The 23,987-nt window shown below is 42.7% G+C and carries 21 protein-coding genes, 1 pseudogene and 1 riboswitch; of the genes and pseudogenes, 21 read left to right on the forward strand and 1 reads right to left on the reverse strand.

What is annotated here, in order from left to right:
• The 17 genes and pseudogenes from lepB to DW904_RS18545 all read left to right on the forward strand — a co-directional run.
• On the forward strand, positions 1–219 hold a 219-nt coding region (gene lepB / locus DW904_RS18470), incomplete at its 5' end, for a signal peptidase I (RefSeq protein WP_118583461.1).
• Positions 220–221: 2 nt separating this feature from the next.
• Entirely contained in the window at positions 222–761 is a 540-nt protein-coding gene (locus tag DW904_RS18475) for a Holliday junction resolvase RecU (RefSeq protein WP_118583463.1), read from the forward strand.
• A 281-nt stretch (positions 762–1,042) separates the two neighbouring features.
• Entirely contained in the window at positions 1,043–2,179 is a 1,137-nt protein-coding gene (gene hisZ / locus DW904_RS18480) for an ATP phosphoribosyltransferase regulatory subunit (protein WP_118583465.1), read from the forward strand.
• Positions 2,176–2,811, forward strand: coding sequence for an ATP phosphoribosyltransferase (hisG, locus tag DW904_RS18485; protein WP_118583467.1), 636 nt, complete (start codon positions 2,176–2,178; stop codon positions 2,809–2,811). The genes hisZ and hisG overlap by 4 nt, the downstream gene beginning before the upstream one ends.
• A gap of 49 nt (positions 2,812–2,860) precedes the next feature.
• Positions 2,861–4,174 carry a histidinol dehydrogenase gene (gene hisD / locus DW904_RS18490; RefSeq protein WP_118583469.1) on the forward strand — a complete coding sequence of 438 codons (1,314 nt, stop codon included), beginning with the start codon at positions 2,861–2,863 and terminating at the stop codon, positions 4,172–4,174.
• A complete protein-coding gene (gene hisB / locus DW904_RS18495) occupies positions 4,171–4,758 on the forward strand; it encodes an imidazoleglycerol-phosphate dehydratase HisB (RefSeq protein ID WP_118583471.1) in 588 nt (195 codons plus the stop codon). The genes hisD and hisB overlap by 4 nt, the downstream gene beginning before the upstream one ends.
• A 127-nt stretch (positions 4,759–4,885) precedes the next feature.
• Entirely contained in the window at positions 4,886–5,230 is a 345-nt protein-coding gene (gene hisI, locus DW904_RS18500) for a phosphoribosyl-AMP cyclohydrolase (RefSeq protein WP_118583473.1), read from the forward strand.
• Positions 5,231–5,948: 718 nt separating this feature from the next.
• Positions 5,949–6,772: pseudogene (locus tag DW904_RS24240) on the forward strand (VanW family protein).
• Between the two features lie 103 nt (positions 6,773–6,875).
• A riboswitch (cobalamin riboswitch) is annotated at positions 6,876–7,049 on the forward strand.
• Positions 7,050–7,246: 197 nt separating this feature from the next.
• Positions 7,247–10,270, forward strand: coding sequence for a hypothetical protein (locus tag DW904_RS18515; protein WP_147422345.1), 3,024 nt, complete (start codon positions 7,247–7,249; stop codon positions 10,268–10,270).
• A gap of 57 nt (positions 10,271–10,327) precedes the next feature.
• Positions 10,328–11,302, forward strand: a complete 975-nt coding sequence (locus DW904_RS18520; protein ID WP_347562204.1) for an ABC transporter substrate-binding protein — start codon at positions 10,328–10,330, stop codon at positions 11,300–11,302.
• The gene (locus DW904_RS25965) at positions 11,260–11,526 is read left to right on the forward strand and encodes an ABC transporter substrate-binding protein (protein ID WP_347562205.1); all 267 of its coding nucleotides are present in this window, start codon (positions 11,260–11,262) and stop codon (positions 11,524–11,526) included. The genes DW904_RS18520 and DW904_RS25965 overlap by 43 nt, the downstream gene beginning before the upstream one ends.
• A gap of 44 nt (positions 11,527–11,570) precedes the next feature.
• Complete coding sequence (locus DW904_RS18525) at positions 11,571–12,623, forward strand: iron ABC transporter permease (RefSeq protein ID WP_118583481.1); 1,053 nt, start codon at positions 11,571–11,573, stop codon at positions 12,621–12,623.
• A gap of 1 nt (position 12,624) precedes the next feature.
• Positions 12,625–13,725 carry an ABC transporter ATP-binding protein gene (locus DW904_RS18530; RefSeq protein ID WP_118583483.1) on the forward strand — a complete coding sequence of 367 codons (1,101 nt, stop codon included), beginning with the start codon at positions 12,625–12,627 and terminating at the stop codon, positions 13,723–13,725.
• 93 nt (positions 13,726–13,818) lie between these two features.
• On the forward strand, positions 13,819–14,682 hold the full coding sequence (locus DW904_RS18535) for a YitT family protein (RefSeq protein WP_118583485.1): 864 nt from the start codon (positions 13,819–13,821) through the stop codon (positions 14,680–14,682).
• 88 nt (positions 14,683–14,770) lie between these two features.
• Positions 14,771–14,965, forward strand: coding sequence for a hypothetical protein (locus DW904_RS25970; protein ID WP_347562206.1), 195 nt, complete (start codon positions 14,771–14,773; stop codon positions 14,963–14,965).
• The gene (locus DW904_RS18540) at positions 14,962–15,708 is read left to right on the forward strand and encodes an alpha/beta hydrolase (RefSeq protein ID WP_347562207.1); all 747 of its coding nucleotides are present in this window, start codon (positions 14,962–14,964) and stop codon (positions 15,706–15,708) included. Before DW904_RS25970 ends, DW904_RS18540 begins: the two co-directional genes overlap by 4 nt.
• Before the next feature lie 3 nt (positions 15,709–15,711).
• The gene (locus DW904_RS18545; protein ID WP_118583487.1) at positions 15,712–17,523 is read left to right on the forward strand and encodes a DUF6320 domain-containing protein; all 1,812 of its coding nucleotides are present in this window, start codon (positions 15,712–15,714) and stop codon (positions 17,521–17,523) included.
• Between the two features lie 190 nt (positions 17,524–17,713).
• Here DW904_RS18545 and DW904_RS18550 read toward each other — a convergent pair whose 3' ends face one another.
• Positions 17,714–18,235: a hypothetical protein gene (locus DW904_RS18550; protein ID WP_118583489.1), complete on the reverse strand. Its 522-nt coding sequence runs from the start codon at positions 18,233–18,235 to the stop codon at positions 17,714–17,716.
• A gap of 226 nt (positions 18,236–18,461) precedes the next feature.
• On the opposite strand from DW904_RS18550, the gene DW904_RS18555 reads away from it, so the two are divergent.
• From DW904_RS18555 to DW904_RS18570, 4 genes are all read left to right on the forward strand, one after another.
• Entirely contained in the window at positions 18,462–19,835 is a 1,374-nt protein-coding gene (locus tag DW904_RS18555) for a sodium-dependent transporter (protein ID WP_118583491.1), read from the forward strand.
• A gap of 293 nt (positions 19,836–20,128) precedes the next feature.
• Entirely contained in the window at positions 20,129–20,794 is a 666-nt protein-coding gene (locus tag DW904_RS18560; RefSeq protein WP_118583493.1) for a response regulator transcription factor, read from the forward strand.
• Positions 20,791–22,227: a HAMP domain-containing sensor histidine kinase gene (locus DW904_RS18565; protein WP_118583495.1), complete on the forward strand. Its 1,437-nt coding sequence runs from the start codon at positions 20,791–20,793 to the stop codon at positions 22,225–22,227. The genes DW904_RS18560 and DW904_RS18565 overlap by 4 nt, the downstream gene beginning before the upstream one ends.
• 172 nt (positions 22,228–22,399) lie before the next feature.
• Positions 22,400–23,986, forward strand: a complete 1,587-nt coding sequence (locus tag DW904_RS18570; RefSeq protein ID WP_118583497.1) for a DUF6034 family protein — start codon at positions 22,400–22,402, stop codon at positions 23,984–23,986.
• Position 23,987 lies beyond the last annotated feature (1 nt).

Below are 23,987 nucleotides of genomic sequence, written 5' to 3' on the forward strand. Positions count from 1 at the left end.
ACTGCTCTTGATGATTCCTTTATTCCAGAGAAAATGCAGGGAAGCTTCGGTCCATATACCGTTCCGGACAATTGCTATTTTATGCTGGGTGATAACCGAAATGATTCTAAGGATTCCCGCTTCTGGAAGAACACATTCGTCCGCTTTGACCAGATTGTAGGGAAAGCAGTTGTAAGATATTATCCATCCATCAAGCTTCTTGGCTACGAGGAACCGTAAGAATGGCGACATGGAACAGCAGAGGGCTCCGGGGTTCTACCCTGGAGGACCTTGTAAACCGAACAAACGAGCAGTACAGGGAGAAGGGACTTGCTCTGATACAGAAGATTCCCACTCCCATCACTCCGGTACGCATGGACAAAGAAAACCGTCACATTACTCTGGCATACTTTGACCAGCGAAGTACTGTTGACTATATAGGTGCAGTACAGGGAATTCCTGTCTGCTTTGATGCAAAGGAATGCAGCGCCCAGACGTTTCCTCTGGCAAATATTCATCCTCACCAGGTGAAATTTATGGAGGACTTTGAAAAACAGAATGGCGTGGCATTTTTTCTTATATTTTTCAGTCAGTTGAACTTATTTTATTATCTGCCTTTTCGGGAACTGTTGGCATACTGGAGACGGATGGAAGAGGGCGGACGGAAAAGCTTCCGCAGGGAGGAACTGGATGAGAAGTATTACCTGCCGAAAAAGAGCGGCTTTCTGGTTCCTTATTTAGAGGGATTAAAGTTGGATCTGGAAACACGCGTGTTGCCATAACACACGCAACGTTACTGTTCACTCCGTTTACAGTAACACGCTTCGCGATGCACAGAAATCATGCTTTGCATGATTTCGCGCCGCAACTCTCGGGTTTTCTGTGAACTTTGTTCACAAAAAACATCTCGCGGAATGTTACCAGTGAACAGTAACCACGCAACACTTCGTCTTGACAATCTTGGAATATTCCACTATAATCAACATTGATTTTGCATTATCGTAGTAGTGTGATAAAGTGTTATGTAATTAACAAGCAAGAAACAACATGGAGGAAACATGATATGCAGAGAATTTTTCATACGCCGGAGGGTGTACGGGATATTTACAGTCAGGAATGCAGCCGAAAGCAAAAACTTCAGGAAAAGCTTCACCGTGTATTCCATCAGTATGGCTTTGAAGATATAGAAACTCCCACATTTGAATATTTTGAAGTGTTTAGTAAAGAAGTGGGAACCATTCCCTCCAGGGAGCTTTATAAATTTTTTGACAGAGAAGGCAATACCCTTGTTCTTCGACCTGACTTTACACCGTCTGTTTCCAGAGCCTGTGCCACCTATTTTAACCCTGAAAAAGAGGTAGTAAGTCTGTGTTATACAGGCAACACTTTTATCAATAATTCCAGCTTTCGCGGAAGATTGAAAGAGACAACCCAGATGGGCGTTGAGCGTATGGGCGATGATTCACCGGAAGCAGATGCAGAGATTCTGGCTATGACGGTAGAGTGTCTGCTTGCGACAGGACTTACCGAATTTCAGGTAAGCGTTGGGCAGGTTGATTATTATAAAGCGATTTTTGCCCAGACAGGCATGAGCCAGGAAGAGGAAGAAGAGCTTCGGGAGCTGATTTCCCAGAAAAACTATTTTGGTGTGGAAGAGCTTGTAAAGAATAAGAACATGGATAAATCCCTTGCAAGAGTTCTTTCCCAGCTTCCTCAGATGTTCGGATCGACAGAAGTTCTGGAAAAGGCAAAATCCCTTACGGACAATCCACAGGCATTAAAGGCGGTTGCGCGTCTGGAAGAAATCTATGAGCTTCTGAAAGTTTACGGCTATGAAAAATACGTTACTTTTGATTTTGCAATGTTAAGCAAATATCATTACTATACCGGAATCATTTTCCAGGCTTATACCTACGGTACAGGAGAAGCGTTGATCAAGGGCGGCCGTTACAACCAGCTGATGAAACATTTCGGCAAGCCTGCTGCATCCATCGGGTTTGCCATTGTAGTAGATAACCTTCTGATGGCTCTTTCCAGACAAAAAATCGAAATGGAGGAAGAGGAGGGCGTTACGGTTATCACTTACCGCAAAGAAAACCGTATCCAGGCAATCCAGAAGGCCAAAGAGCTTCGCGCCCAGGGCAGAAATGTAGCCCTTCGCCCAGAGAAAGTAACTAAGGTTTGTGAGGTGGAATTATGAGATATCTGACTTTTGCCCTTACCAAGGGAAGACTTGCAGACAAAACCCTTGCCATACTTGAGAAAATCGGGATCACCTGCGAAGAGATGAAAGATAAGGATTCCCGTAAACTAATTTTTGTAAATGAAGAATTAAAGCTTCGTTTTTTCCTTGCCAAAGGACCAGATGTACCTACATATGTAGAATATGGCGCAGCTGACATCGGAATTGTCGGAAAGGATACGATCCTGGAAGAAGGCCGTAAGCTTTACGAGGTAATGGATCTTGGATTTGGAGCCTGCCGCATGTGCGTTTGCGGACCTGATAGTGCCAAACCCCTTCTGAATTCAAACCAGCTGATCCGTGTGGCAACCAAATATCCAAACATTGCCAAAGATTATTTCTATAATAAGAAGCATCAGACTGTGGAAATCATTAAGCTGAATGGTTCTATTGAGCTTGCACCTATTGTAGGTCTTTCTGAAGTGATCGTAGATATCGTTGAGACCGGAAGCACACTTCGCGAAAATGGACTGAAGGTGTTAGAAGAAGTTTGCCCTCTTTCAGCAAGAATGGTTGTGAATCAGGTAAGCATGAAAATGGAAAATGAAAGAATCAGTAAGCTGATTGAAGATTTACGAAAGGTAATCTGAAATTACTGTTTTTTTCTGGAATAAAATAAAATTGGAAGGATCGATCACAATGCGTACAGTAAGATTAACAAAAGAATCTACCAAAGATATCCTGGAAAATCTTTTAAAACGGAGCCCTAATAATTACGGCAAGTTCGAAGCTGCAGTAGCAGATATTCTTGCAAATGTAAAAGAAAAAGGGGATGAAGCTCTTTTTTCTTACACAAAAGAATTTGATAAAGTAGAGGTTACTCCGGAAACCATACGTGTAACCGAAGAGGAAATCGAAGAAGCCTATAAAGCAGTTGATGCTTCCTTACTGGAAGTTATCCGCAAGGCACTTGTAAACATCCGCAGCTACCATGAGAAACAGCGTCAGAACAGCTGGTTTACCAGTACCGAAAAAGGCACCATGCTTGGTCAGAAAGTAACACCATTAAATCGTGTAGGTGTTTATGTTCCAGGCGGAAAAGCAGTTTATCCTTCTTCTGTATTAATGAATATTGTGCCGGCAAAAGTGGCAGGAGTACCTCACATCGTTATGACCACACCTCCTGGAAAAGACGGTAAAGTAAATCCCTCCACTCTGGTTGCTGCCAAAGAAGCAGGCGCTGATGAGATCTACAAAGTTGGTGGTGCACAGGCAGTCGGAGCACTTGCTTATGGTACTGCAAGCATCCCAAAGGTAGACAAGATCGTAGGACCTGGCAACATTTTTGTAGCCCTTGCAAAAAAAGCTGTTTATGGACATGTGAGCATTGATTCCATTGCTGGTCCAAGTGAGATCCTTGTCCTTGCAGATGAAATTGCAAATGCACACTATGTAGCTGCAGACCTTCTTTCCCAGGCAGAACACGATGAGATGGCTTCTGCAATCCTTATTACTACCAGTACAGAACTGGCACAGAATGTAGAGAAAGAGATTGAAGGTTATCTGAAGGTTCTTTCCAGAAAAGAGATCATTGAGAAATCTCTGGAAAATTTTGGATATATCCTTATTGCAGAAGATATGGATGAAGCGATTGAAGCAGCGAATGAGATTGCATCTGAACACATGGAAATTGTCACTAAGAACGCTTTTGAGGTAATGATGAAGGTGCGAAATGCAGGCGCTATTTTCATTGGAGAGTACAGTTCTGAGCCTCTTGGTGATTACTTTGCCGGACCAAACCACGTTCTTCCTACCAACGGAACAGCTAAGTTCTTCTCTGCACTTTCCGTCGACGATTTTATTAAGAAATCCAGTATTGTATATTATTCCAGGTCTGCATTACAGGAAATCCACAAGGACATCATCCAGTTTGCATCCTCAGAGCAGCTAACTGCACACGCCAACTCCATTGCAGTCCGCTTTGAAGAGGAAGATAAAAAGGAGCAGTCATGACAAGAGAAGCTACTGTTGAACGAAATACAAAGGAAACTAAAATTGCCATAAAGCTGAATCTGGACGGAACCGGAAAAAGCAGTCTGGATACAGGTGTGGGATTTTTCGATCACATGTTAGATGGCTTTACCCGCCACGGACTTTTTGATCTGGATATAAAGGTGAAGGGTGATCTTCAGGTTGACGATCATCATACCATTGAAGATACAGGAATTGTTCTTGGCACAGCTATTAAAGAAGCGGTTGGAGACAAGAAAGGAATCAGGCGTTACGGAAGCTGCATCCTTCCAATGGATGAGTGTCTTGTGCTTTGCGCCATTGATCTCGGGGGACGCCCGTATCTTTCCTTCGAAGGTACGTTTACCAGTGAAAAAATTGGAGATATGTCCACAGAAATGGTGAAGGAATTCTTTTACGCCATTTCTTATACGGCAGCCATGAATCTTCACATTAAGGTTCTAACACCGGGAAATAATCACCATATGGCAGAAGCCATGTTCAAAAGCTTTGCAAAGGCGCTGGATATGGCGGCAGCTTATGATCCTCGTATTACAGATGTGCTTTCTACGAAGGGAAGTCTCTAAAGGCAGAACAAACAGAATTACAATTAAGACGATATGATATATGCCACTTGTTTTCATTTTTTTCGAATTGAGCATGAAAGCAGGTGCATAATTGCAGAAGAATTTTTCATAAAGGAGTATTAAAAATATGGAACAGAACCAATTAAAGTCCAAAATGTCCTGGTCAGATTTCAAATTAAACAGTGACGGCATGGTTCCGGTTATTGTGCAGGATTACAAAACAGACGAAGTTCTTATGCTTGCGTACATGAACGAGAAAGCATACCTTACCACTCTGAAGCTGGGAAAAATGACTTACTGGAGCCGCAGCCGCAACGAGCTCTGGACCAAAGGACTAACCTCCGGTCATGTTCAGTATGTGAAATCATTGACTATTGACTGTGATAATGATACAATTCTGGCAAAAGTAGAGCAGGTAGGGGCTGCATGCCATACCGGAAACCGGACATGCTTTTTTACCCCATTGCTCTAAAGCCTGTTTGAAAAAAGATTTCTGCAATCTGTACGCCCCACTTTGCGGTATATTTTGCAGAAAGCCTTTTTCAAACACGCTCTAAAAAGACTGCAAAAGGTAAAATTATTACATGAAAAAACAAGTGAAAAACGGTGTGATCAAAGTTCTGATCCTGGTTCTGATTCTGGCAGGTGCGTATGGGCTGTGGTGTCATTTTCTTACAGATAATGTAATCTGGAAGAAGCTTAAAATAAACGGCATAGCCATTCAGGGAATGACCAAAGAGGAAGCCATTGACGCAATTTCAAAAGATTTTCAGGAAAAATATGAGAACACACAGATGACCATTACCCTGAATGGAAAGAACTTTAAGGTATCCATCTATCCTGTTCTCGGTCTTGATGTAAAATCAATTGTAGAAAGTGCCTATGCTCTTGGACATGGTGCCTGGTTTACTCATGGAACTGACCGCATCGAACTGATGAACAGCAAGACAAAGGAAGAAGTCACCCTTATGCCAGAAGCCCGAAACAAAGACGAACTGGACACGCTTCTGGAGGATGCTGGAATTTCAAAGGGATCCACCACTATACAGACTTCCTGTGAACTTACAGATACAGAGCTGGTTATCACTAAGGGAAAAACCGGAATCGGTCCGGATATGGATGCATTGAAAGAAGCGATTCTAAAAGCAATTTCCATAGAAGATTATGAAGCTGTTATCGAATGTCCTACTATGAAGACACCTCCAGAGGAACTGGATCTGGAAGCCTATTATGAAAAGATACATACAGAAGCCACAGATGCTTCTCTGGGGGAAAATAATGAAATTATTCCGGCAGTTACCGGAATTTCATTTGATGTGAAGTCAACTGCAAAGAAGCTGGAAAAAGCAAAAGAAGGGGCAGTGATCACCATCCCCCTTGAAATTACCCTGCCCGAAGTTTCTACAGAAGAGATAGAAGCCCTTCCTTATCTGAATCTTCTTGGTACTTATACTACATATGGCGGCGGTACTGAAAACCGTGTTGCCAATTTGAAGCTTGCCGTGGAAGCCTGTGATGGAGTGGAACTTCAGCCAGGACAGATTTTTTCCTACAACGATACTTTAGGTCCACGTACAGAGGAACGAGGGTACAGGGAAGCAACTGTAATTGTAGGAGCGAACATGCCCAGGATATCGGAGGCGGAATCTGCCAGATTTCCACTACGTTGTTTATGGCATGCCTGCAGTCTGATCTGACCATTGTTGAGCGTCATAATCACGCTGCCCGAATTGATTATGTTGAGGATGGTCTGGACGCAGCAGTGGTGTGGGGAGGTCAGGATTTCCGTTTTCAGAATAATACTGCTTATCCAATTAAAATTGAAGCCTCTTACGATGAAAAAGAGGAAGCCGTAACGGTATCCATTTACGGAACCAAAACTGACAATAATACGGTAGAGATTACTACAGAGCATTCCGATCCAAACACCTGTAAAACCTACCGCAGTGTCTACGATGAGAATGGAACACTTCTCCGCACAGATGAAGTCGGGTACAGTAAATACAAGCAATAACCCTATAAATCTATTGATTTCGACATAACGGTCTGCTATAATGAGGTGAATTGAATAAATCCGTTTTCAGTGCCAGACATATCTGTCTGCTACAGCGTGCAGATTGTGGGAATGTTTTTTCAACACGCTCTAAGAGGGAATCAGGTGAAAGTCCTGAACGATCCGGTCACTGTAAACAGGGAGTAGAATCCAGTGAAACCATTGGTATATTGCTGAGAAGGATGGATTCTGTGTTGATCTGTAAGTCAGGAAACCTGCTGAATTCGTTTAATGAAAGCTTCCGAAGAAAGTACTTCATTCTCATTAATATATTTGATAATACAATATATTGAATTTTTAGTGCCTGTTTTCTCAGAGGAAGCAGGCATTTTTTTGAAATAATCCTGTCAGGATTGCCCATTGTACAAACAGGCTCCAGAAGCAATTGGGATTTATTCAGATTATAAAATAATAGGAAGAATCGAGGAAAAAGAAATGAAAAGAAATTCAAAACGCTTTCTTGCACTGTTCCTTTCCGTCGCGATGACGGTCACTCCTGCTGTACTTACACAGGCAGAAAATGAGGATGCAAACGTACAGGTTTCTGTTACACCAACTCCAGAAACAGAGGCGGAGAAGACTGCTGTTGCTGCTGAGACTCCTGTGCAGGAGAACGCAACAGCTGAGGAAGAAAACACTGACACTACAGTAACTCCGGCAGCAGTGGATGCCTCTGCTGTGGAAGAGACACCTGCTGCTACAGAAACACCTGCCTCTGAGACCACTCCTGAGGTTACTGCATCACCTGCTGAAGAAAGCAAAAATGAGGAAGCAGAAGCTCCACAGCCTACAGCTGCACCAGAAACAACAGAAGAGGGCAAAACCGAAGAGACAGATAAATCAGAAACAAAGCCAGAGGATCTGAACCCAGATGGTTCCAACATGACCATTGACAAGGAAGATAACAGTGCATATAAAATGCTTAAAATCAAAAGCTCTTCTGCTGAATTAAATGGTGATAAAATTAAGATAACCCTCAATACTGACGGAAAGAACTATGAGAAGCTTTATCTTGGTTCTAAAGAAGATCCTGACGAAGCAAAAAATGCAGCAGCAATCGTTGGTACAGAAAATGAAGATGGTTATACTTTCATTTTTGAGGTTCCTGCCAGTGAACAGGTCCAGACTTTCAGCATCGTACCATTTTCTGTAAAAAATCAGAAATGGTACACAAATATGGCTTTGAAACTGAACGTTCCAGGAATGAAAGCCCCGGAACCAACAGCTACTCCAGAGCCAACTGCAGCCCCTGAGCCAACTGCCACTCCACTGCCAACTGCAGCTCCAACCCAGGCACCAGCCCAGAATGAGATTACAGATGCCGGAATCAAGCTTGTAAAAGAAAACGGTGATGAATTTGCAATGTTCGTAATCACCGGTTCCACTGTAAAGGTTTCGGAGGATAAATATATTGTCACACTTTCTACCGCAAAACAGAATTATGACATGATCTATCTTGGCAGTGCCAATGACTCTGATAAAGAAGCAAATTCCATCAAAGGAGTAGAGAACAGTGCAGGAGGCTATACCTACACCTTTGAAGTTACTGCAAGCAAGGAAGCTCAGACAATAGCAGTCGTTCCTCATTCCAAGAAGAGCCAGAACTGGTACGCAAAGGGTATATTGACGATTACCGTACCGGCGGTTCCAGGATATGGAGAGGCTGCTCCAACACCGGAACCAACTGTTTCCCCAGAGCCTACCGAGGCACCGGTTGAGACTCCTGCACCAACTGAAACTCCAGTGCCAAGCACAACTCCGGAAGCAACCACCACCCCAGAGCCAACAGCAACCCCTGCTCCAGGCAGCTGTGCAAGCGGAATTTATAATATTACAGTAAACTCCAGTTCATCTATGTTCCGTGTAATTGACTGTGTGCTCACTTCCAAAAACGGAAAAATGACAGCTGTTCTTACTTTAAGCGGAACTGGTTACGACTATCTATGTCTGGGAACAAAAGAAGAAGCTGCCGCAGCCGATTCCTCCACCTGGGTTCCATATGTGGCAGACGCAAATGGCAAATATACATATGAGATTCCTGTTGAAGCCCTGGACAATGGAATTGCAGTTGCTGCTTTTTCCCACAAAAACCAGATCTGGTATGACAGGATCCTGACTTTCCAGTCCGGCACTTTGAATAAGATAGGTGACGTACAGGATGATCCGCAGCCAGACACTGCTCCTGACACAACAATCACAGCAACTCCTGCACCCACTGCAAAACCAAATAAAAAACCGACAGCAACCCCTACACCAACAGCAACTCCAAAGCCAGACAAGAAACCGGAAGAGGAATCCAAATACGAATCTGACTTAAGCGGCGGAACAGCATCTGTAAACAGTTCTACTACATTAGCAGATGGAACCTATACTCCTGACAGCTTCTCCTGGTCTGGTGGTTCTGGAAAGGTCAGCATTTCCTGTAACAAAGTTACGGTAACAAATGGTCAGGCATATGCGACTATTGTATTCAGCAGTGAATATTACGGTTATGTAAAAGCCAATGGAAATAAATACTACGGTGCATGTGGCGGCGGAACTTCTACTTTCACAATTCCGGTAGCACTGAACCAGAATAATACGATCATTGGTATGACAACCAGAATGTCCCAGGCTCATGAAATCACTTACACCATTTATATCGCTTTAAAGGGTGCAAACGATCCGAAGAAAACAGACAAGGATAACCCGGCAGATGACAACAGCATGCTTTCCACAGGAAACAAGAAGCTGGATGATTCTGCACCAGAGATCACAGGTCTTGAGTATAAAGACGAAACTACTCTTGAGCATGCAAAATACTTTAAGCTTTATCACTACGCAAAGGGCATTACCCTTCTTGAAGTAGATATGACAACAGATACTGCAAGAAAACCGGAAACTGTTGATTCCGGAAAAGAAAATGCAAAAACAGAAGCTGCTGATTCCCAGGAACTTACAGGTACAGAAAAGCTCTACATGGGCAATGTTATAAAATACTTGATCGTACCTGAGGGTGCTGTTATCCCTGCAGGACTTGATAAAGATGTAATCGTAATCAACCAGCCGGTAGAATCTGCTTATGTGGCTTCTACAGATGCTCTTAACATTTTGGATAAGCTTGATCTTACAGACAAAGTTACTGCTCTTGGAATGGAAAAAGAGGAATGTACGGTAGACAGCCTTACAGCTGCTCTGGAAGATGGTTCCGTAACTTTTGCAGGAAAAGACGAAGATACAGATTACAAAGCTCTTGTAAAGAGTCAGTGCGGTATTTCTATCCTTTCTTCTGATATTCTCCCGACAGAGGAAGCAGACACAGAAGCAAAAGAAAACCTTCTGAAAGATTCCGCAGAGAAATATTCCACTCTGAAAATCCCGTTTATCGTGGACCGTTCTGCAGATGAAAAGGATGACAATGCAAAAGCTGAGTGGGAAAAAGCTTACGAAGCAATTTTTGTAACTGATGAGGAAGAATAAATTACTATTCTTCACCATATGCACAGTAGCAAGAATAATCAGCAGGAGAAAATAAAAATGTATGACAAAAAGCTGAAATATAAAATTTTAAGTATTTTTGCAGCAACAGTTATGACATTTACTGCCATTACTCCGGTATGGGCAGAAGAGGAGAACCTGGAAGCAGATGCTTCCGGGGAGACTTCTTCTGACACATCAGAAGAAAATGCTGCACCTGAAATTGCAGGTCTGACCTATGAATCCGCCATGGATCTGTCTTTTGCAGAATGCTTTGACGTGTATTATTACAATGACGGTTACAAACTTCTGGACATCCATGATGATGCCAGATATCTGATCGTCCCAGAGGGCAAAGAGGCACCTGATGATCTGGATCCTGAAATCCAGATCCTTCAGCAGCCACTTGACACCATCTACATGGCAGCCACTTCCCCGATGGCATTGTTCGATGCAATCGGAAGTGTAGACTCCATCAAGCTGTCAGGTCTTGATGCTTCCGGTTGGTATATCCAGTCAGCAGCTGATGCTATCAATAACGGCGAAATGACCTTTGCGGGAAAATACGATGAACCGGATTACGAGCTTCTGGTAGGTGACGACTGTGATCTTGCAATAGAGTCTACCATGATCCTTCATGCACCGAAGGTACAGGAGATGATCGAAACTCTTGGAATTCCTGTTTTCACCGATCGCTCCAGCTATGAGAGCCAGCCCCTTGGACGTACAGAGTGGATCAAGCTTTATGGCGCAATGATGAACAAAGAAGAGGAGGCAAAGACCTTCTTTGACCAGCAGGCACAGGTTATTGAGAAGCTAAAGGACTTTACAAATACAGAAAAAACAGTTGCATTTTTCTACATCAATACCAGCGGTTCTCCTGTAGTACGTAATCCTAAAGATTATATTTCCAGCATGATCGAGATTGCCGGTGGAAGAAATGCATTCGCAGATCTTCAGGATGACAGTGGAAAACTTCCGTTGCCATTACCATGGAGGAATTCTATAATACTGCGTCAGATGCAGATTATCTGATCTACAACTCCAGTATTGATGCGTCTGTAAAAAGCATAGACGATCTTCTTGCAAAAGAAAGTCTGATGGCTGATTTTAAAGCCGTAAAAGAGGGAAATGTCTGGGTAACTGATGATTCCATGTACCAGCATACAGATACAATTGGTGAACTGATCACAGATCTGAACCTGATGCTTACCGGCGGAAGTGAAGAGGATATGACTTTTCTTCATAAGCTGAGCTGACAGCAGGTTCTGTTGTAAATGAAACAAAAATGGAGAAAAATAAAATGAGCAATCAATCCGCTGGAACCAGCTTCCACATGGAAAATTTTAAGAGACGATCTCGTTACGCTATGGTTTTCATTCTGCTGATCCTGGCCTTTGGCCTGATCACAGTTTTGAATATCAACACAGGAAATGTTCATATTTCTCTGTCTGAGATCATAGATATCCTGCTGAAAAAAGCCACAGATACAAAAGAATACAGCATCATCTGGAAAATCCGTCTTCCCAGGATCCTGATGGCTGCCATTCTTGGAGGTGCCTTATCCCTATCTGGTTTTCTTCTCCAGACCTTTTTTGAAAATCCCATTGCAGGACCTTTTGTTCTGGGAATTTCTTCCGGTGCGAAAATGGTAGTAGCTCTTACCATGATTTATTATCTTGGCAGAGCCGTAAACGTAACTTCTTACACTCTGATCATTGCAGCTTTTATTGGTTCCCTGATTTCCATAGGTTTTATTCTTCTGATTTCAAAAAGGATCAAGCACATGGCCACCCTTCTGGTTGCCGGAATCATGATTGGCTATATCTGTTCTGCAGTAACTGATTTTGTGGTAACTTTTGCAGATGATTCCGATATTGTAAATCTTCACGGATGGTCACAGGGAAGCTTCTCCGGTATGAGCTGGAGTAACGTTTACATTTCCTGTGTGGTGGTAGGAATTACCCTGGCCCTGACCTTCCTGCTGTCAAAGCCCATCGGTGCTTATCAGCTGGGAGAAGCTTATGCACAAAGCATGGGCGTAAATATCAAATTCTTCCGTGTTGCATTGATTTTGCTTTCCAGTATTTTATCAGCAACTGTAACTGCTTTTGCAGGACCGATTTCTTTCGTTGGAATTGCAGTCCCATTTCTGATGAAAAGAAGCTTCGGCACATCCAGACCACTTATAATCATTCCGGGAACATTCCTGGGCGGTGCAGTTTTCTGTATGATGTGTGACCTGATTGCCAGAATGGCTTTTGCCCCTCTGGAGCTGAATATCAGTACCGTTACCTCCATCTTTGGAGCACCTGTTGTTATTTTCATGATGTTGCGGAAGAAGAGAGGAAACTGAAATGGATAATTACTATTTTCATATGGATAACCTTTCTGTCGGTTATGACAAAAAGGCCTTAATTCATGATATCTGTATTGGAATTAAAAAAGGGGAGATTGTAACCCTCATTGGTCCAAATGGTTCTGGTAAATCTACGATTCTGAAAAGTATCACAAGACAGCTGCAGATCATTGGTGGAAAAGTTTACTTTGATGATCGCAATCTGAATTCTTTTTCCTATAAAGAGCTTTCCACACGCATGGCAGTAGTTCTTACGGAACGAATGCGTCCGGAGCTTATGACCTGTCATGATATTGTGGCAACCGGACGCTACCCTTATACAGGCAGACTCGGTATTCTTTTCAGAGAGGATGAGGAAAAGGTAGAGGAAGCCATGAGAGCGGTGCATGCGGAATCGCTTGGCAGTCGTGACTTTAACAACATCAGCGATGGCCAGCGTCAGAGAGTGCTTCTTGCCCGTGCGATCTGCCAGGAACCGGATATTATTATTCTGGATGAGCCAACCTCTTTCCTTGATATCAAACATAAGCTGGATCTTTTATCCATTCTTCGGGATATGGCAAAAAAGAAGCAGATCACAGTTATCATGTCTCTTCACGAAATCGATCTGGCACAGAAAATTGCAGATAAGATCATCTGCGTAAAGGGAGATACTATTTCTCATTTTGGAAAGCCGGAAGATATTTTTGAAGAGAACATGATCAAGGAGCTGTATGAGATCAACAATGGATTTTTTGATCCCCTGTTTGGAAGTATTGAGCTTCCGAAACCAGACGGACAAGCGAAAACTTTCGTAATCTGTGGAAACGGCACTGGTATTCCCATATTCCGTCAGCTGCAGAAAGAGCATACACCTTTTATTGCAGGTATTCTTTACACCAATGACGTGGATTACCGCCTGGCAAGACTATTGGCTTCAAAGGTGATCACGGAAGAACCCTTCAGGGAAATCAGTGAAGAAGCCTTCCAGAAGGCGCAAAAAGCCATGGAAAGCTGTGAGAGGATAATCTGCACGGCTGTTCCGGTTGGAAGCTGCAATAAGCGATTAGGAGAGCTTATAGATGCAGCGAAGAAGAGCGGGAAAACAGAGTTTGTATAATTCTGCCTTGCGGGATTCTTTGATTCCGTTTCTTTACAGGACTCATTTTTTACGTTATACTGAGTTCACCGAAAGAAGGAGAGGACTCGTTTTATGAAAAAAAATATATTTACAAAAGACAACCTGATGTTCTTTATCATTCTGAATCTGGGATTGATTTTTACAGCGGTTGGAATTGCTATTTTTAAAACACCCAACCATTTCGCATTTGGTGGTACATCTGGTCTGTCTATTATCCTTTCTACCTTATTTCCGAAGTGGAATGTAGGTGCATTTATGTGGATCGTCAATGCAGCACTTGTTGTACTTGGATTTTTCTTCCTTGGAATCCGCTCCATGGGCTGGACTGTCTATTCCTCTTTTGCCCTGTCTTTCTATGTAAGTGCCTGTGAAGCTATTTATCCCCTTAGTTCGCCACTTACACATGACGTGTTCCTGGAGCTGTGTTTTGCAGTTATTCTCCCAGCAGTGGGAGCTGCTATGGTATTTAATGTCGGTGCCTCCACTGGTGGTACTGATATTGTGGCAATGATTTTGCACAAATATACCAGCCTTGAGATCGGACGTGCCCTTTTGGTCAGTGACCTGGGAATTGTGCTGATCGCTGCTTACCTTTACGGTGCCCAGACCGGACTTTACTGTATTCTTGGAATGATCCTGAAATGCACTGTAGTAGACAGTGCAATTGAGAGTCTGAACCTGAGAAAGGTATGTACAATCATTAGTAAATATCCGGAGCAGGTAGAAGAGTTCATCATCAATGACCTGCATCGTTCTGCCACAGAGCAGAAGGCCTTTGGCATCTATACCAAGAAGGAGCAGAAGGTAATGATGACTGTGCTTACCCGAAGCGAGACCAACCGTCTTCGTATTCATTTAAGACAGATTGATCCTCATGCATTTATTACCATCGTAAACAGCAGCGAAATCATTGGAAAAGGCTTCCGTTCTATCTGATGCCTGCCAGCTAATGCAGAAGACTGATTTTTCCATAACAGAACAGTCTGATGAAGCTTGATTTTAAAACCAGAAAGGAATACAGGCCATGATTTCCAAAACCATGCGAGCAATTCTCCACACCCTTTCCTACGGCAATATCGAAGTGGAATCCTCCCGCAGACTGGTGGACATTAAGAAGCTGGATGCCATGAATATTTTTCTGAAAAAATGGATATCCAGATTTTCAACGGGGACTACGAAATCCCTCTGCGGATTTATTTTCCTACTGAAGAAGCCATGACAAACGGGGTGGAAAAAGGCCATACTTTTCCAGTTCTTCTATTTTTTCATGGCGGAGGATGGGTGACAGAAAGTGTGGATACCTATAACCGTGTATGTGCCAGAATGTCTCAGTCTACCGGTCATATTGTAGTATCCGTGGAATACAGGCTTGCTCCTGAATACCGTTTTCCAACGGCTCTGATGGACTGTTATGCAGCGGCGAAAGCACTTTATACCAATAATCTGATCCTGAATACAGATTCCCGAAGAATCACTATTATGGGTGACAGTGCCGGAGGAAATCTTGCAGCCGCAGTTGCTCTTATGGCAAGGGACAATGGAGAATTCCAGGTATACCGGCAGATTCTTATTTATCCGGCCTTATATAATACGTATACAGCCGCTTCGCCCTATGCCTCGGTGCAGAAGAACGGTACGGACTATCTGCTTACTGCAGTGAAAATGCAGGATTATCTGAATCTGTATGAGAGCTGTCCGGAGGATCGGGTCAACCCTTATTTTGCACCTCTTCTGGCAAGAGATTTTTCTAATATGCCAGAAACCCTGATTCTCACAGCAGAGTTTGATCCTCTTCGTGATGAAGGCGAAGATTATGGAAAAAAACTGGCAGAGGCTGGTAATTATGTAGAAGTACACCGGATCAAAGATGCACTTCACGGCTTTTTTGCTCTTGGAATCCGCTTTTTCCATGTGCAGGAAAGTTTTTCTTATATGAACGAATTCTTAAAAAGGGAAGTGTGAAAATTGAAAGAAGGATATTCGAACTGGAGAAAACTGGATAATGCGGCCCTTGCTTTTCCTCTGGTAACTGGCAAAAATGATACCAGAGTATTTCGTTTTTACTGTGAACTAAAGGAAAATGTAAAACCGGAGCTTCTCCAGGCCGCTCTTGAAAAAACCATGGAAAAATATCCTCTGTTTCAGATGGTTCTCCGAAAAGGATTATTCTGGTTCTACCTGGAACACAGGGATATTCGTCCAATTGTAAAGGAAGAGAAGAAGCCTCCATGCAGCAGGCTGTATATTCCAGACAAAAAGAATCTTCTTTTTCAGGTCAGCTATTATGAAAAAAGAATCAATTTTGAAGTTTTCCATGCACTGACAGATGGTACCGGGGCAATGCATTTTCTCCAGGAACTGGTAAGCAATTATCTGAAGAAGGCTCACCCGGAACAGGATCTGCCTTCTCTGCCAGTCACGGATATGAGCACCCCCGGTGATCAGGAGGAGGATAGCTTTTCCCAGTATTATTCCTCGGATATTCCCGGAAATTCTGAGAAAAAACCTCGCGCTGTCAGACTTCCGGGAGAACGGCTGCTTCATGAGGATATGCATATTACAGAGATTGTACTTCCGGTAAAAGAGCTTCATGCAAAAGCAAAAGAATACGGTGTCTCCATAACCATTCTGATCACAGCCATGTTTCTTTGTTCCATCCATGAGGAAATTCCCAAGAGCAGACAAAATCGCCCCATTGCCCTTATGGTACCTGTAAATCTGCGGAATTATTTTCCCTCACAGTCTATGGCAAATTTTTTTGGCTGGATAGAAGTGGGACATGATTTTTCCAAAACTTCTGATTTTACAGAAATTCTGGCTCATGTGAAAGAGCAGTTTGCCGCGGAACTGGTAGAAGAGAAAATTGCCAGACATATGAATAGCTATGTCCGTCTGGAGAAAAATCCGGTCATCCGTGCAGTTCCCCTGGAAATAAAGAAATATTTCCTTATGCTGGGAGCAAACCTAAGCTCTAGAAGCATTACGGCTGTTTATTCCAATATTGGAATTCTTCGTTTTCCAAAGGAGTATAACCAGTACATTGACCGTTTCGGAATTTTCGCAAGTACCAACTCCATGCAGCTTTGTTCCTGTTCTTACGAAAACGAAATGGTTCTTGGATTTACCTCCAAGCTTCCCAAGGATAATATTCAGCGAAATTTTCTGAACATGCTGAAAAAAGAAGAAATTCCTTATACAGAAAAAACCAATAATTTCCCCGGCTGTTCCCTGAAAGAGAAAAAGGAGGCGCAGAGAATCGTGCAGGTTTTCAATTTTGTCTGCATTGCAGCTGCAATTCTCTGCGGCATGATCAATTACCTTACACGGGAAAAACTGGACTGGTTCTGGTTCGCCGCAGCTGGCTGTCTTTGCGGATGGCTGATCGTAGCGGTTGCTTATGCCAAACGGAGGAATATCTTAAAAAACGAGATCATACAGTTGATCCTGGTAACTGTTATCGCTGTTCTGTGGGACAAATATACCGGATGGCATGGCTGGTCTCTGGATTTTGTCCTTCCATTTGGCGCTCTTGCAGTACTTGGCTCTATACCCGTGATCGTAAAAGTACAAAAGCTGGAAAAAGAAGAGTATCTGTTTTATCTTGTTCAGGCTGCTTTTGCTGGTCTCGTACCGCTGATCCTTATGTTTCTTCACCTGATCCGTTTTCCATACCCATCTGTGGTATGCACAGGAATCAGCCTGCTGGTATTTGCAGGAATGTTTATTTTTAACAGCAATGATACTATTCGGGAGTTTCATAAAAAACTTAGAATGTAATAAAATGGACACAGATTGCAAGGACTTCTTTGCTGAAATTTCGCTAAAGCAGTCCTTGCGATCTGTGTCCGTCTGTTATGTCTGATACCCTAAAGCGTATTTGATAAATCATTCCCGTAATCTGCACGCCCCACTTTGCGGGAGTTTTTGCAGAAAGCCCTTTTCAAATACGCTCTGGCAGTTAATATAATTAAATTTCTACAAGAATTCCCTTCTCTTTATCATACTTACAATATTTGCCATTTCCGGAAATAAATGGCTGATAAGTATTCGTACGTGTATCTTTCACATATACAATTCCTGTGGCGATCATTTCTACCAATGAGAAACGTTTACTCAGGCTTGAGATCCAGGAGTAGGTTTTATTACTGTCAGAATCAGCAGCAACCAGACTGTATCCCTCTTCACACGGTTTCAGAGAGAAGTAAATTTTCTCCGGCTTAGAAGTCTCTTTAAATACCTGGCTTGCTATATAAGTAGAAAAATTCTTCTCCACAAACTGCTGGAAAGAGTATAAGGTATAAACCTCTCCGCTGACTTCGTCTGTAATCCGGTCTCCGCGCTGCAGACGCGCCTTGATCAGAGACAAAGTCTCAATGGTCCAGTTGATAAAGGAAATGCTGCTGTAGGTCATGCTCTCCAGAAGCTGGTCGATCAGTTTCTTTGTGAGAACATTTGATTTCGTTGCTTCGTTAAACAATTCTTCATTCATAATCCGCACCCTCCATAACATATATATGTTAATTGATAAGCTTAATTATGAGATCTTATTTTATTAAAATCAATAATTTTTCCCTCGTTTTTGTATTATTTGTTATTTGTTATTGCTGTTATTTTATATATATTGTTTGCCTTTAACACAAAACCATGTTATCATCATAAGAGTTGGAGTTTATAAAAAGCAAAAACAAATTTTACGAATTTGGAAGGAAAAATTTATGGAAAAACATCATCATGAACGAAGTACTTTTTCCGGTAAACTGGGATTTGTACTGTCTGCTGCCGGAGCTTCCGTCGGACTGGGAAATATATGGCGATTTCCTTACCTTGCAGCAAAATACGGCGGTGGAATATTTTTAGTGATTTACATTATTCTGGCACTTACTTTTGGCTACTCCATGATTGTCGCCGAAACCGCCCTTGGCCGAATGACAAGAAAAAGCCCGGTAGGTGCTTTTGGAAAATTTGGAAAGTCTAAATGGCTGTCCTTTGGCGGCTGGATCAATGCCATCATTCCAGTCCTGATCGTGCCATACTATTCCGTTATCGGCGGATGGGTTATCAAATATCTGATCGAATATATAAAAGGTAACAGCCAGAAGCTGGCAGAAGACGGATATTTTTCTGAGTTTATTTCGAATGGTACCTCCACAGAGGTCTGTTTCCTTATTTTTGCATTTTTAACAGTTGCAATCATTTATGCAGGAGTCCGAAACGGAGTAGAGCGCGTTTCCAAATTTATGATGCCGATTCTGGTATTTTTATCTGTGCTCATCACTGTTTACTCTGTTACAAGACCAGGTGCCCTTGCAGGGGTGAAATATTTCCTGGTGCCAAATATTGAGAATTTCTCCTGGATGACAGTGGTAGCCGCCATGGGCCAGATGTTTTATTCCCTGTCTATTGCCATGGGAATTCTGGTAACCTTTGGCTCTTATATGAAAAAGGACGTATCTATCGAAGGTTCCACAAAGAATGTAGAAGTGTTTGACACTGCAATTGCCATTATGGCAGGTCTGATGATCATTCCGGCTGTGTTTGCATTCTCCGGCGGAGATCCGGATACTTTACAGGCGGGACCGGCGCTTATGTTCATCACCATTCCCAAGGTATTTGCCAGTATGGGGTTGGGAACTCCCATTGGGATTCTGTTCTTTGTACTGGTGCTGTGCGCAGCTCTTACCAGCTCTATTGCCCTGACGGAGAGCGCTGTATCTACCTTCCAGGATGAACTGAGATGGCACAGAAAGAAAGCAACCGTTATTGTTGGTGTGATCATGATTCTCCTTGGAACTCTTTCTTCCCTTGGATATGGACCGCTTGGTTTTGTAAAAATCATTGGAATGCAATTTCTGGATTTCTTTGATTTCCTCACCAATTCTATAATGATGCCAATTGCCGCACTTGCAACCTGTCTTTTAATTTCCAGAAAAGTGGGAGTGGAAAAGATTGAGGAGGAAGTAGTAGCTGAAGGCAGAGCTTTCCGCAGAAAAAAGATTTTTAACTTTATGATCAAATATCTTTGCCCGATATTTGCAGCAATTATCCTGCTTAGCTCTGTAGCAAATGCATTTGGACTGATTTCCATGTAAATAATTTGTAACTGTTCTGTACTTCTCAGTTACTACTTCGCGAATAATACCTGCTGAATAAATACTATAATTTTTTAATCGCCCCACCCATCTCAGGTGGGCGATTGTATAAGGAACTGCCTCCATATCTACAAAGCTTTAAAGTCTGCCACATTTCCATCAATAACGCACACAACTTTTCCCTATATCTGCTTTTTACAATATGGTTACATTTATCACTACCAAAACATGTATAATAGAACCAGTACATCAAATAAGGACTATTTTTCAGAGTATACAAGAAAGGACCCGAAATGAAAGCCAGAATACTTGTAATAGAAGATGAACCAGCAATCAATAACTTACTTTGCATGAACCTGGAAGTCACCGGCTACCAGACCGTAAGCTACCTGGACGGCAATGACGCCAGCGAAGGAATTGCCTGGGATCATGAGTTCCAGTGCGCCCTTGTAGATATTATGCTCCCTGGAAAAGATGGATATACCCTTTTACCAGAACTGAATCACTACGGCATTCCCGTCATTTTTCTCACCGCCAGAGCCGACATCGCAAGCAAAGTAAAAGGCCTTAAAGAAGGTGCCGAAGACTATATTGTAAAGCCCTTCGAGATGCTGGAAGTGATGGTCCGCCTGGAGAAAGTACTGGAACGTCACGGAAATGTACAGGAGCAGATACAGATTGACGATATTACCATAGACACCATAAGCCATACCGTTACCAGAAATGGAGAGGAAATTTACCTGAAACCAATGGAATACAACTGCCTTATGATGTTCGTCAGCAATCCCAATAAAGCTCTTACAAGAGAGCAGCTTCTGGCCGGTCTCTGGGGCGTAGAATTCGAAGGAGAAACAAGAACAGTAGATGCACATGTGGGACGTATCCGCAAGAAGCTGGGCTGGCAGGACAGGATCAAAACCATTCCCCGCATTGGATACCGACTGGAGGTGGAATTTTGAAGCTTTTTACAAAAATCTTTTTACAGGTGGCCTGCATGATCCTGATTTTATCCTCCGCTGTTTTTTTCTATACTTCATATCGCTGGAAGAATCAGAGTATTCAGTATATCAATAACTATGAATATACCAAATTTCAGAATAATCTTTTACAATTTGAGGAGAAATTAAGACTTACAAGCAGTCAGTCCGCTAATTCCGATGAGAAAGTCCGAAACCGAATTCTTATCTACGCTTTCCGACAGATTTTCCATGACAGTGCTGTTCTATATCAGAATGATGAAGAACTTTACAACGGTACCGCCTATGACTTCGATGTTCAGGGAATCCAGGAACAACTGGGAGAAGTGGAATTACACGGAAAATGGTATGACGCGGATACTTATATCTGTGATCCCCTTATCAGCAAAGCCGACGGTAAAACACTGTTGCTTTTTTTTTATTCCTCCACAGAGTCAACTACAAATCTGAATTATCAGATTGTCACTTATAAAGACGTTTCTGATGTTCTGGAGAGTAACAGGATTCTTTTTTATCAGGCGGGTATGTTGACGCTGGTTCTTCTTCTGTTAACCGGAACAATTCTTTTTTTCAGCCTGCGGAAAATTATGGCACCCCTTACAAAATTAAGGGAAGCTGCGGTTTCTGTATCTGAAGGCAACTATGATATACAAGTTCCTGCGGAAGGAGATACGGAACTGGCGCAGGTTGGCAAAAGCTTTAATCAGATGTCCTCCAAGGTTAAAGAACAGATTGAATGCCTTTCCACTGTAAACCATACACAACGACAGTTAATGGGAAGTCTTGCCCATGAGCTGAAAACACCTATGACCTCTATCCTGGGATATGCAGATACCCTTCTCACAGTGCGCCTGCAAAGACAGCAGCAGGAGAGAGCTCTCTCCTATATTTCCAGTGAATGCCGCAGGCTGTCCCGACTTTCGGTAAAAATGCTGGAACTTACCGGATTATATGAAACTGGGGAGGCACGTTTTGCCCCAACAGAAAATTCAGTGAAATCTTTTCTGGAGGATTCAAGACAGCTTAACCTCTGTCGTCTGAAAGAGAAGAATATCTGTCTGGAACTTCAGTGTGAACCTGCTGATCTGAATAAAAACTTTGACAAAGATCTTATGTTAAGTCTGGTAAACAATTTTATTGACAACGCAGTAAAAGCCTCCGCGGACAATTCCAGACTCATACTGGAAGCAACGGCTGAGAAACTGATGGTCCGGGATTTTGGCAAAGGAATCCCGGCTGAAGATCTTGATAAAGTGACAGAGGCATTTTATATGGTTGACAAATCCCGTTCCCGGGCCAATGGAAGTGTGGGACTTGGACTTGCACTTTGTAAAAAAATCGCAGATATACATGGATTTCAGTTGAAAATTGAAAGTGAAATAGGAAAGGGAACCTGTGTATTCATTGAATGGTAACGAATTTTTTGCCAGATTACAATTCAGTTACAATTTACGGAAGATTTGGTGTAATTCCAAGTACTATAATCTATATCAGAACATGACCGGATGATTACTATGAGCAATATCAAACGCCTGTTCCCCTGGGCCTCCGGTTATGTTCAAACATCGAAAGGGAGACTTCACACAAATGAGAAAGAATATAGAAAGAATAATCGGACTTACTCTTTGCATGGGAATGTTAGCGGGATGTGCACAGACACCAGAATCTTCCCTTGTAAGGCAGAAGGGAAATAAAGCACTGGATTCTTACAAAGAAGCGGATGACAGGGATGTCAATATGGCAGGAAATGCCTCCTCCGCTGATCAGACAACTGCTTCTGAAAGTACTGGTACAAGTGATACTGCTGCCTCCACTAACGTTCACCCGGATAATGCCTCAGCTGCCAGAACCACTATCCGCGACCTGATCAATGCGCCTGAGACTTACAAAAGTCAGGTAACAGACGACACGTCTAAGCTTGTGGTAAATACGGATGCAGCTGTAGAAATACCAGATGTGGAAAAGATATCTGCAATTTCTGTTACACCAGCTGCGGTCACACAGGATCTTCTTGATGGTATCACGGATGCCTTTTTCTCAAATGCGAAGATTTACACTGCAGACAGCTATTATGTACAGACAAAGGATGAGATCAAGAAAAAAATCGATGAATTAAAAGAAGATGTTGCCAACGGTAATCTGGATCCCAATAATTGGGGAACCGATGATAATGGCAATCTCGTATATGATATTTACGATGACATTGATTATTGGGAAAGCCAGTATGAATCTGCACCTGAAACGAGAAATCTGGTAGAAGGAAGACCTGCCGTGGGAGTACAGACATACAGCAGTACTGGTGAAGTTATGGAGGACAATGCTTTTACCGGTATCGCCCAGTTAGATGACGGCTCCCAATATTCTTATCGTACCTCTTCCTGGGGAGCCTATTCTTTGGAAGTAAGAATCCAGAAGATAGCCCAAAAAGACGGTAAAGAAATCCCTTCTGATGCTGTCTGGTCCGATTATTCCAGCAGCAGTCCATATGAAAAACCTACTGAAAAATCTATTGGAATTTCGTTGGATGATGCGAAGAAATTAGCCCAGGAAAAAGCAGATGCCATGGGCCTTGACGATTTAAACCAATGCGGATGGGATTATGCGATTCAGACGTCCTTTGGAACAGATGATAACTCCAGTTATCTCGGAAGTGGTTATGTTATCTACTACAGCCGTACCATAAATGGCACTCCGCTTACCTATACCATGGATGCAGGTGGAGCGCATGAAGACATGGACAGTACTATGGAAACCTGGGCTTACGAAAACCTTTATTTTTATGTAAATGCAGACGGAATCGACAGCATGACTTATTGCAATCCATACACCATCGGAGAAACTAAGACTGAGAATTTAAGCCTGCTTCCATTCAGCGAGATCATGAATATCTACGAAAAAATGATGATCGTCACCAACGCGGACAACCTTACCTATGAAAATTCCAGGGGATTCAATATTGACCGTATCGTTCTTGGCTATGCCAGAATTTATGAGCCATCCACAGATGCCCATACCGGTCTTCTGGTTCCGGTCTGGGATTTCTTCGGATCCCGCAAGATTGACTCCGAATATGATGGTGAAACCTACTCAGATACGACAGATTGGCCTACCTGGAGCTTTCTTACCATCAATGCAGTAGACGGAAGTATTATAGACCGTAGTCTGGGATACTGAT

The sequence above is a fragment of the Ruminococcus sp. AM42-11 genome (assembly GCF_003480145.1).
Classification (GTDB): Bacteria; Bacillota; Clostridia; order Lachnospirales; family Lachnospiraceae; genus Blautia_A; species Blautia_A faecis.

Bases quoted from the DNA above. Each gene is read 5' to 3' on its own strand.
- hisD (WP_118583469.1), top strand. From the start codon at position 2,861: ATGCGTACAGTAAGATTAACAAAAGAATCTACCAAAGATATCCTGGAA.
- DW904_RS25965 (WP_347562205.1), top strand. From the start codon at position 11,260: ATGGAGGAATTCTATAATACTGCGTCAGATGCAGATTATCTGATCTAC.
- DW904_RS18530 (WP_118583483.1), top strand. From the start codon at position 12,625: ATGGATAATTACTATTTTCATATGGATAACCTTTCTGTCGGTTATGAC.
- hisG (WP_118583467.1), top strand. From the start codon at position 2,176: ATGAGATATCTGACTTTTGCCCTTACCAAGGGAAGACTTGCAGACAAA.
- hisB (WP_118583471.1), top strand. From the start codon at position 4,171: ATGACAAGAGAAGCTACTGTTGAACGAAATACAAAGGAAACTAAAATT.
- DW904_RS18570 (WP_118583497.1), top strand. From the start codon at position 22,400: ATGAGAAAGAATATAGAAAGAATAATCGGACTTACTCTTTGCATGGGA.
- DW904_RS18540 (WP_347562207.1), top strand. From the start codon at position 14,962: ATGACAAACGGGGTGGAAAAAGGCCATACTTTTCCAGTTCTTCTATTT.
- DW904_RS18555 (WP_118583491.1), top strand. From the start codon at position 18,462: ATGGAAAAACATCATCATGAACGAAGTACTTTTTCCGGTAAACTGGGA.
- DW904_RS18550 (WP_118583489.1), bottom strand. From the start codon at position 18,235: ATGAATGAAGAATTGTTTAACGAAGCAACGAAATCAAATGTTCTCACA.
- DW904_RS18560 (WP_118583493.1), top strand. From the start codon at position 20,129: ATGAAAGCCAGAATACTTGTAATAGAAGATGAACCAGCAATCAATAAC.
- hisZ (WP_118583465.1), top strand. From the start codon at position 1,043: ATGCAGAGAATTTTTCATACGCCGGAGGGTGTACGGGATATTTACAGT.
- DW904_RS18520 (WP_347562204.1), top strand. From the start codon at position 10,328: ATGTATGACAAAAAGCTGAAATATAAAATTTTAAGTATTTTTGCAGCA.
- DW904_RS18535 (WP_118583485.1), top strand. From the start codon at position 13,819: ATGAAAAAAAATATATTTACAAAAGACAACCTGATGTTCTTTATCATT.
- hisI (WP_118583473.1), top strand. From the start codon at position 4,886: ATGGAACAGAACCAATTAAAGTCCAAAATGTCCTGGTCAGATTTCAAA.
- DW904_RS18525 (WP_118583481.1), top strand. From the start codon at position 11,571: ATGAGCAATCAATCCGCTGGAACCAGCTTCCACATGGAAAATTTTAAG.
- DW904_RS18475 (WP_118583463.1), top strand. From the start codon at position 222: ATGGCGACATGGAACAGCAGAGGGCTCCGGGGTTCTACCCTGGAGGAC.
- DW904_RS25970 (WP_347562206.1), top strand. From the start codon at position 14,771: ATGATTTCCAAAACCATGCGAGCAATTCTCCACACCCTTTCCTACGGC.
- DW904_RS18515 (WP_147422345.1), top strand. From the start codon at position 7,247: ATGAAAAGAAATTCAAAACGCTTTCTTGCACTGTTCCTTTCCGTCGCG.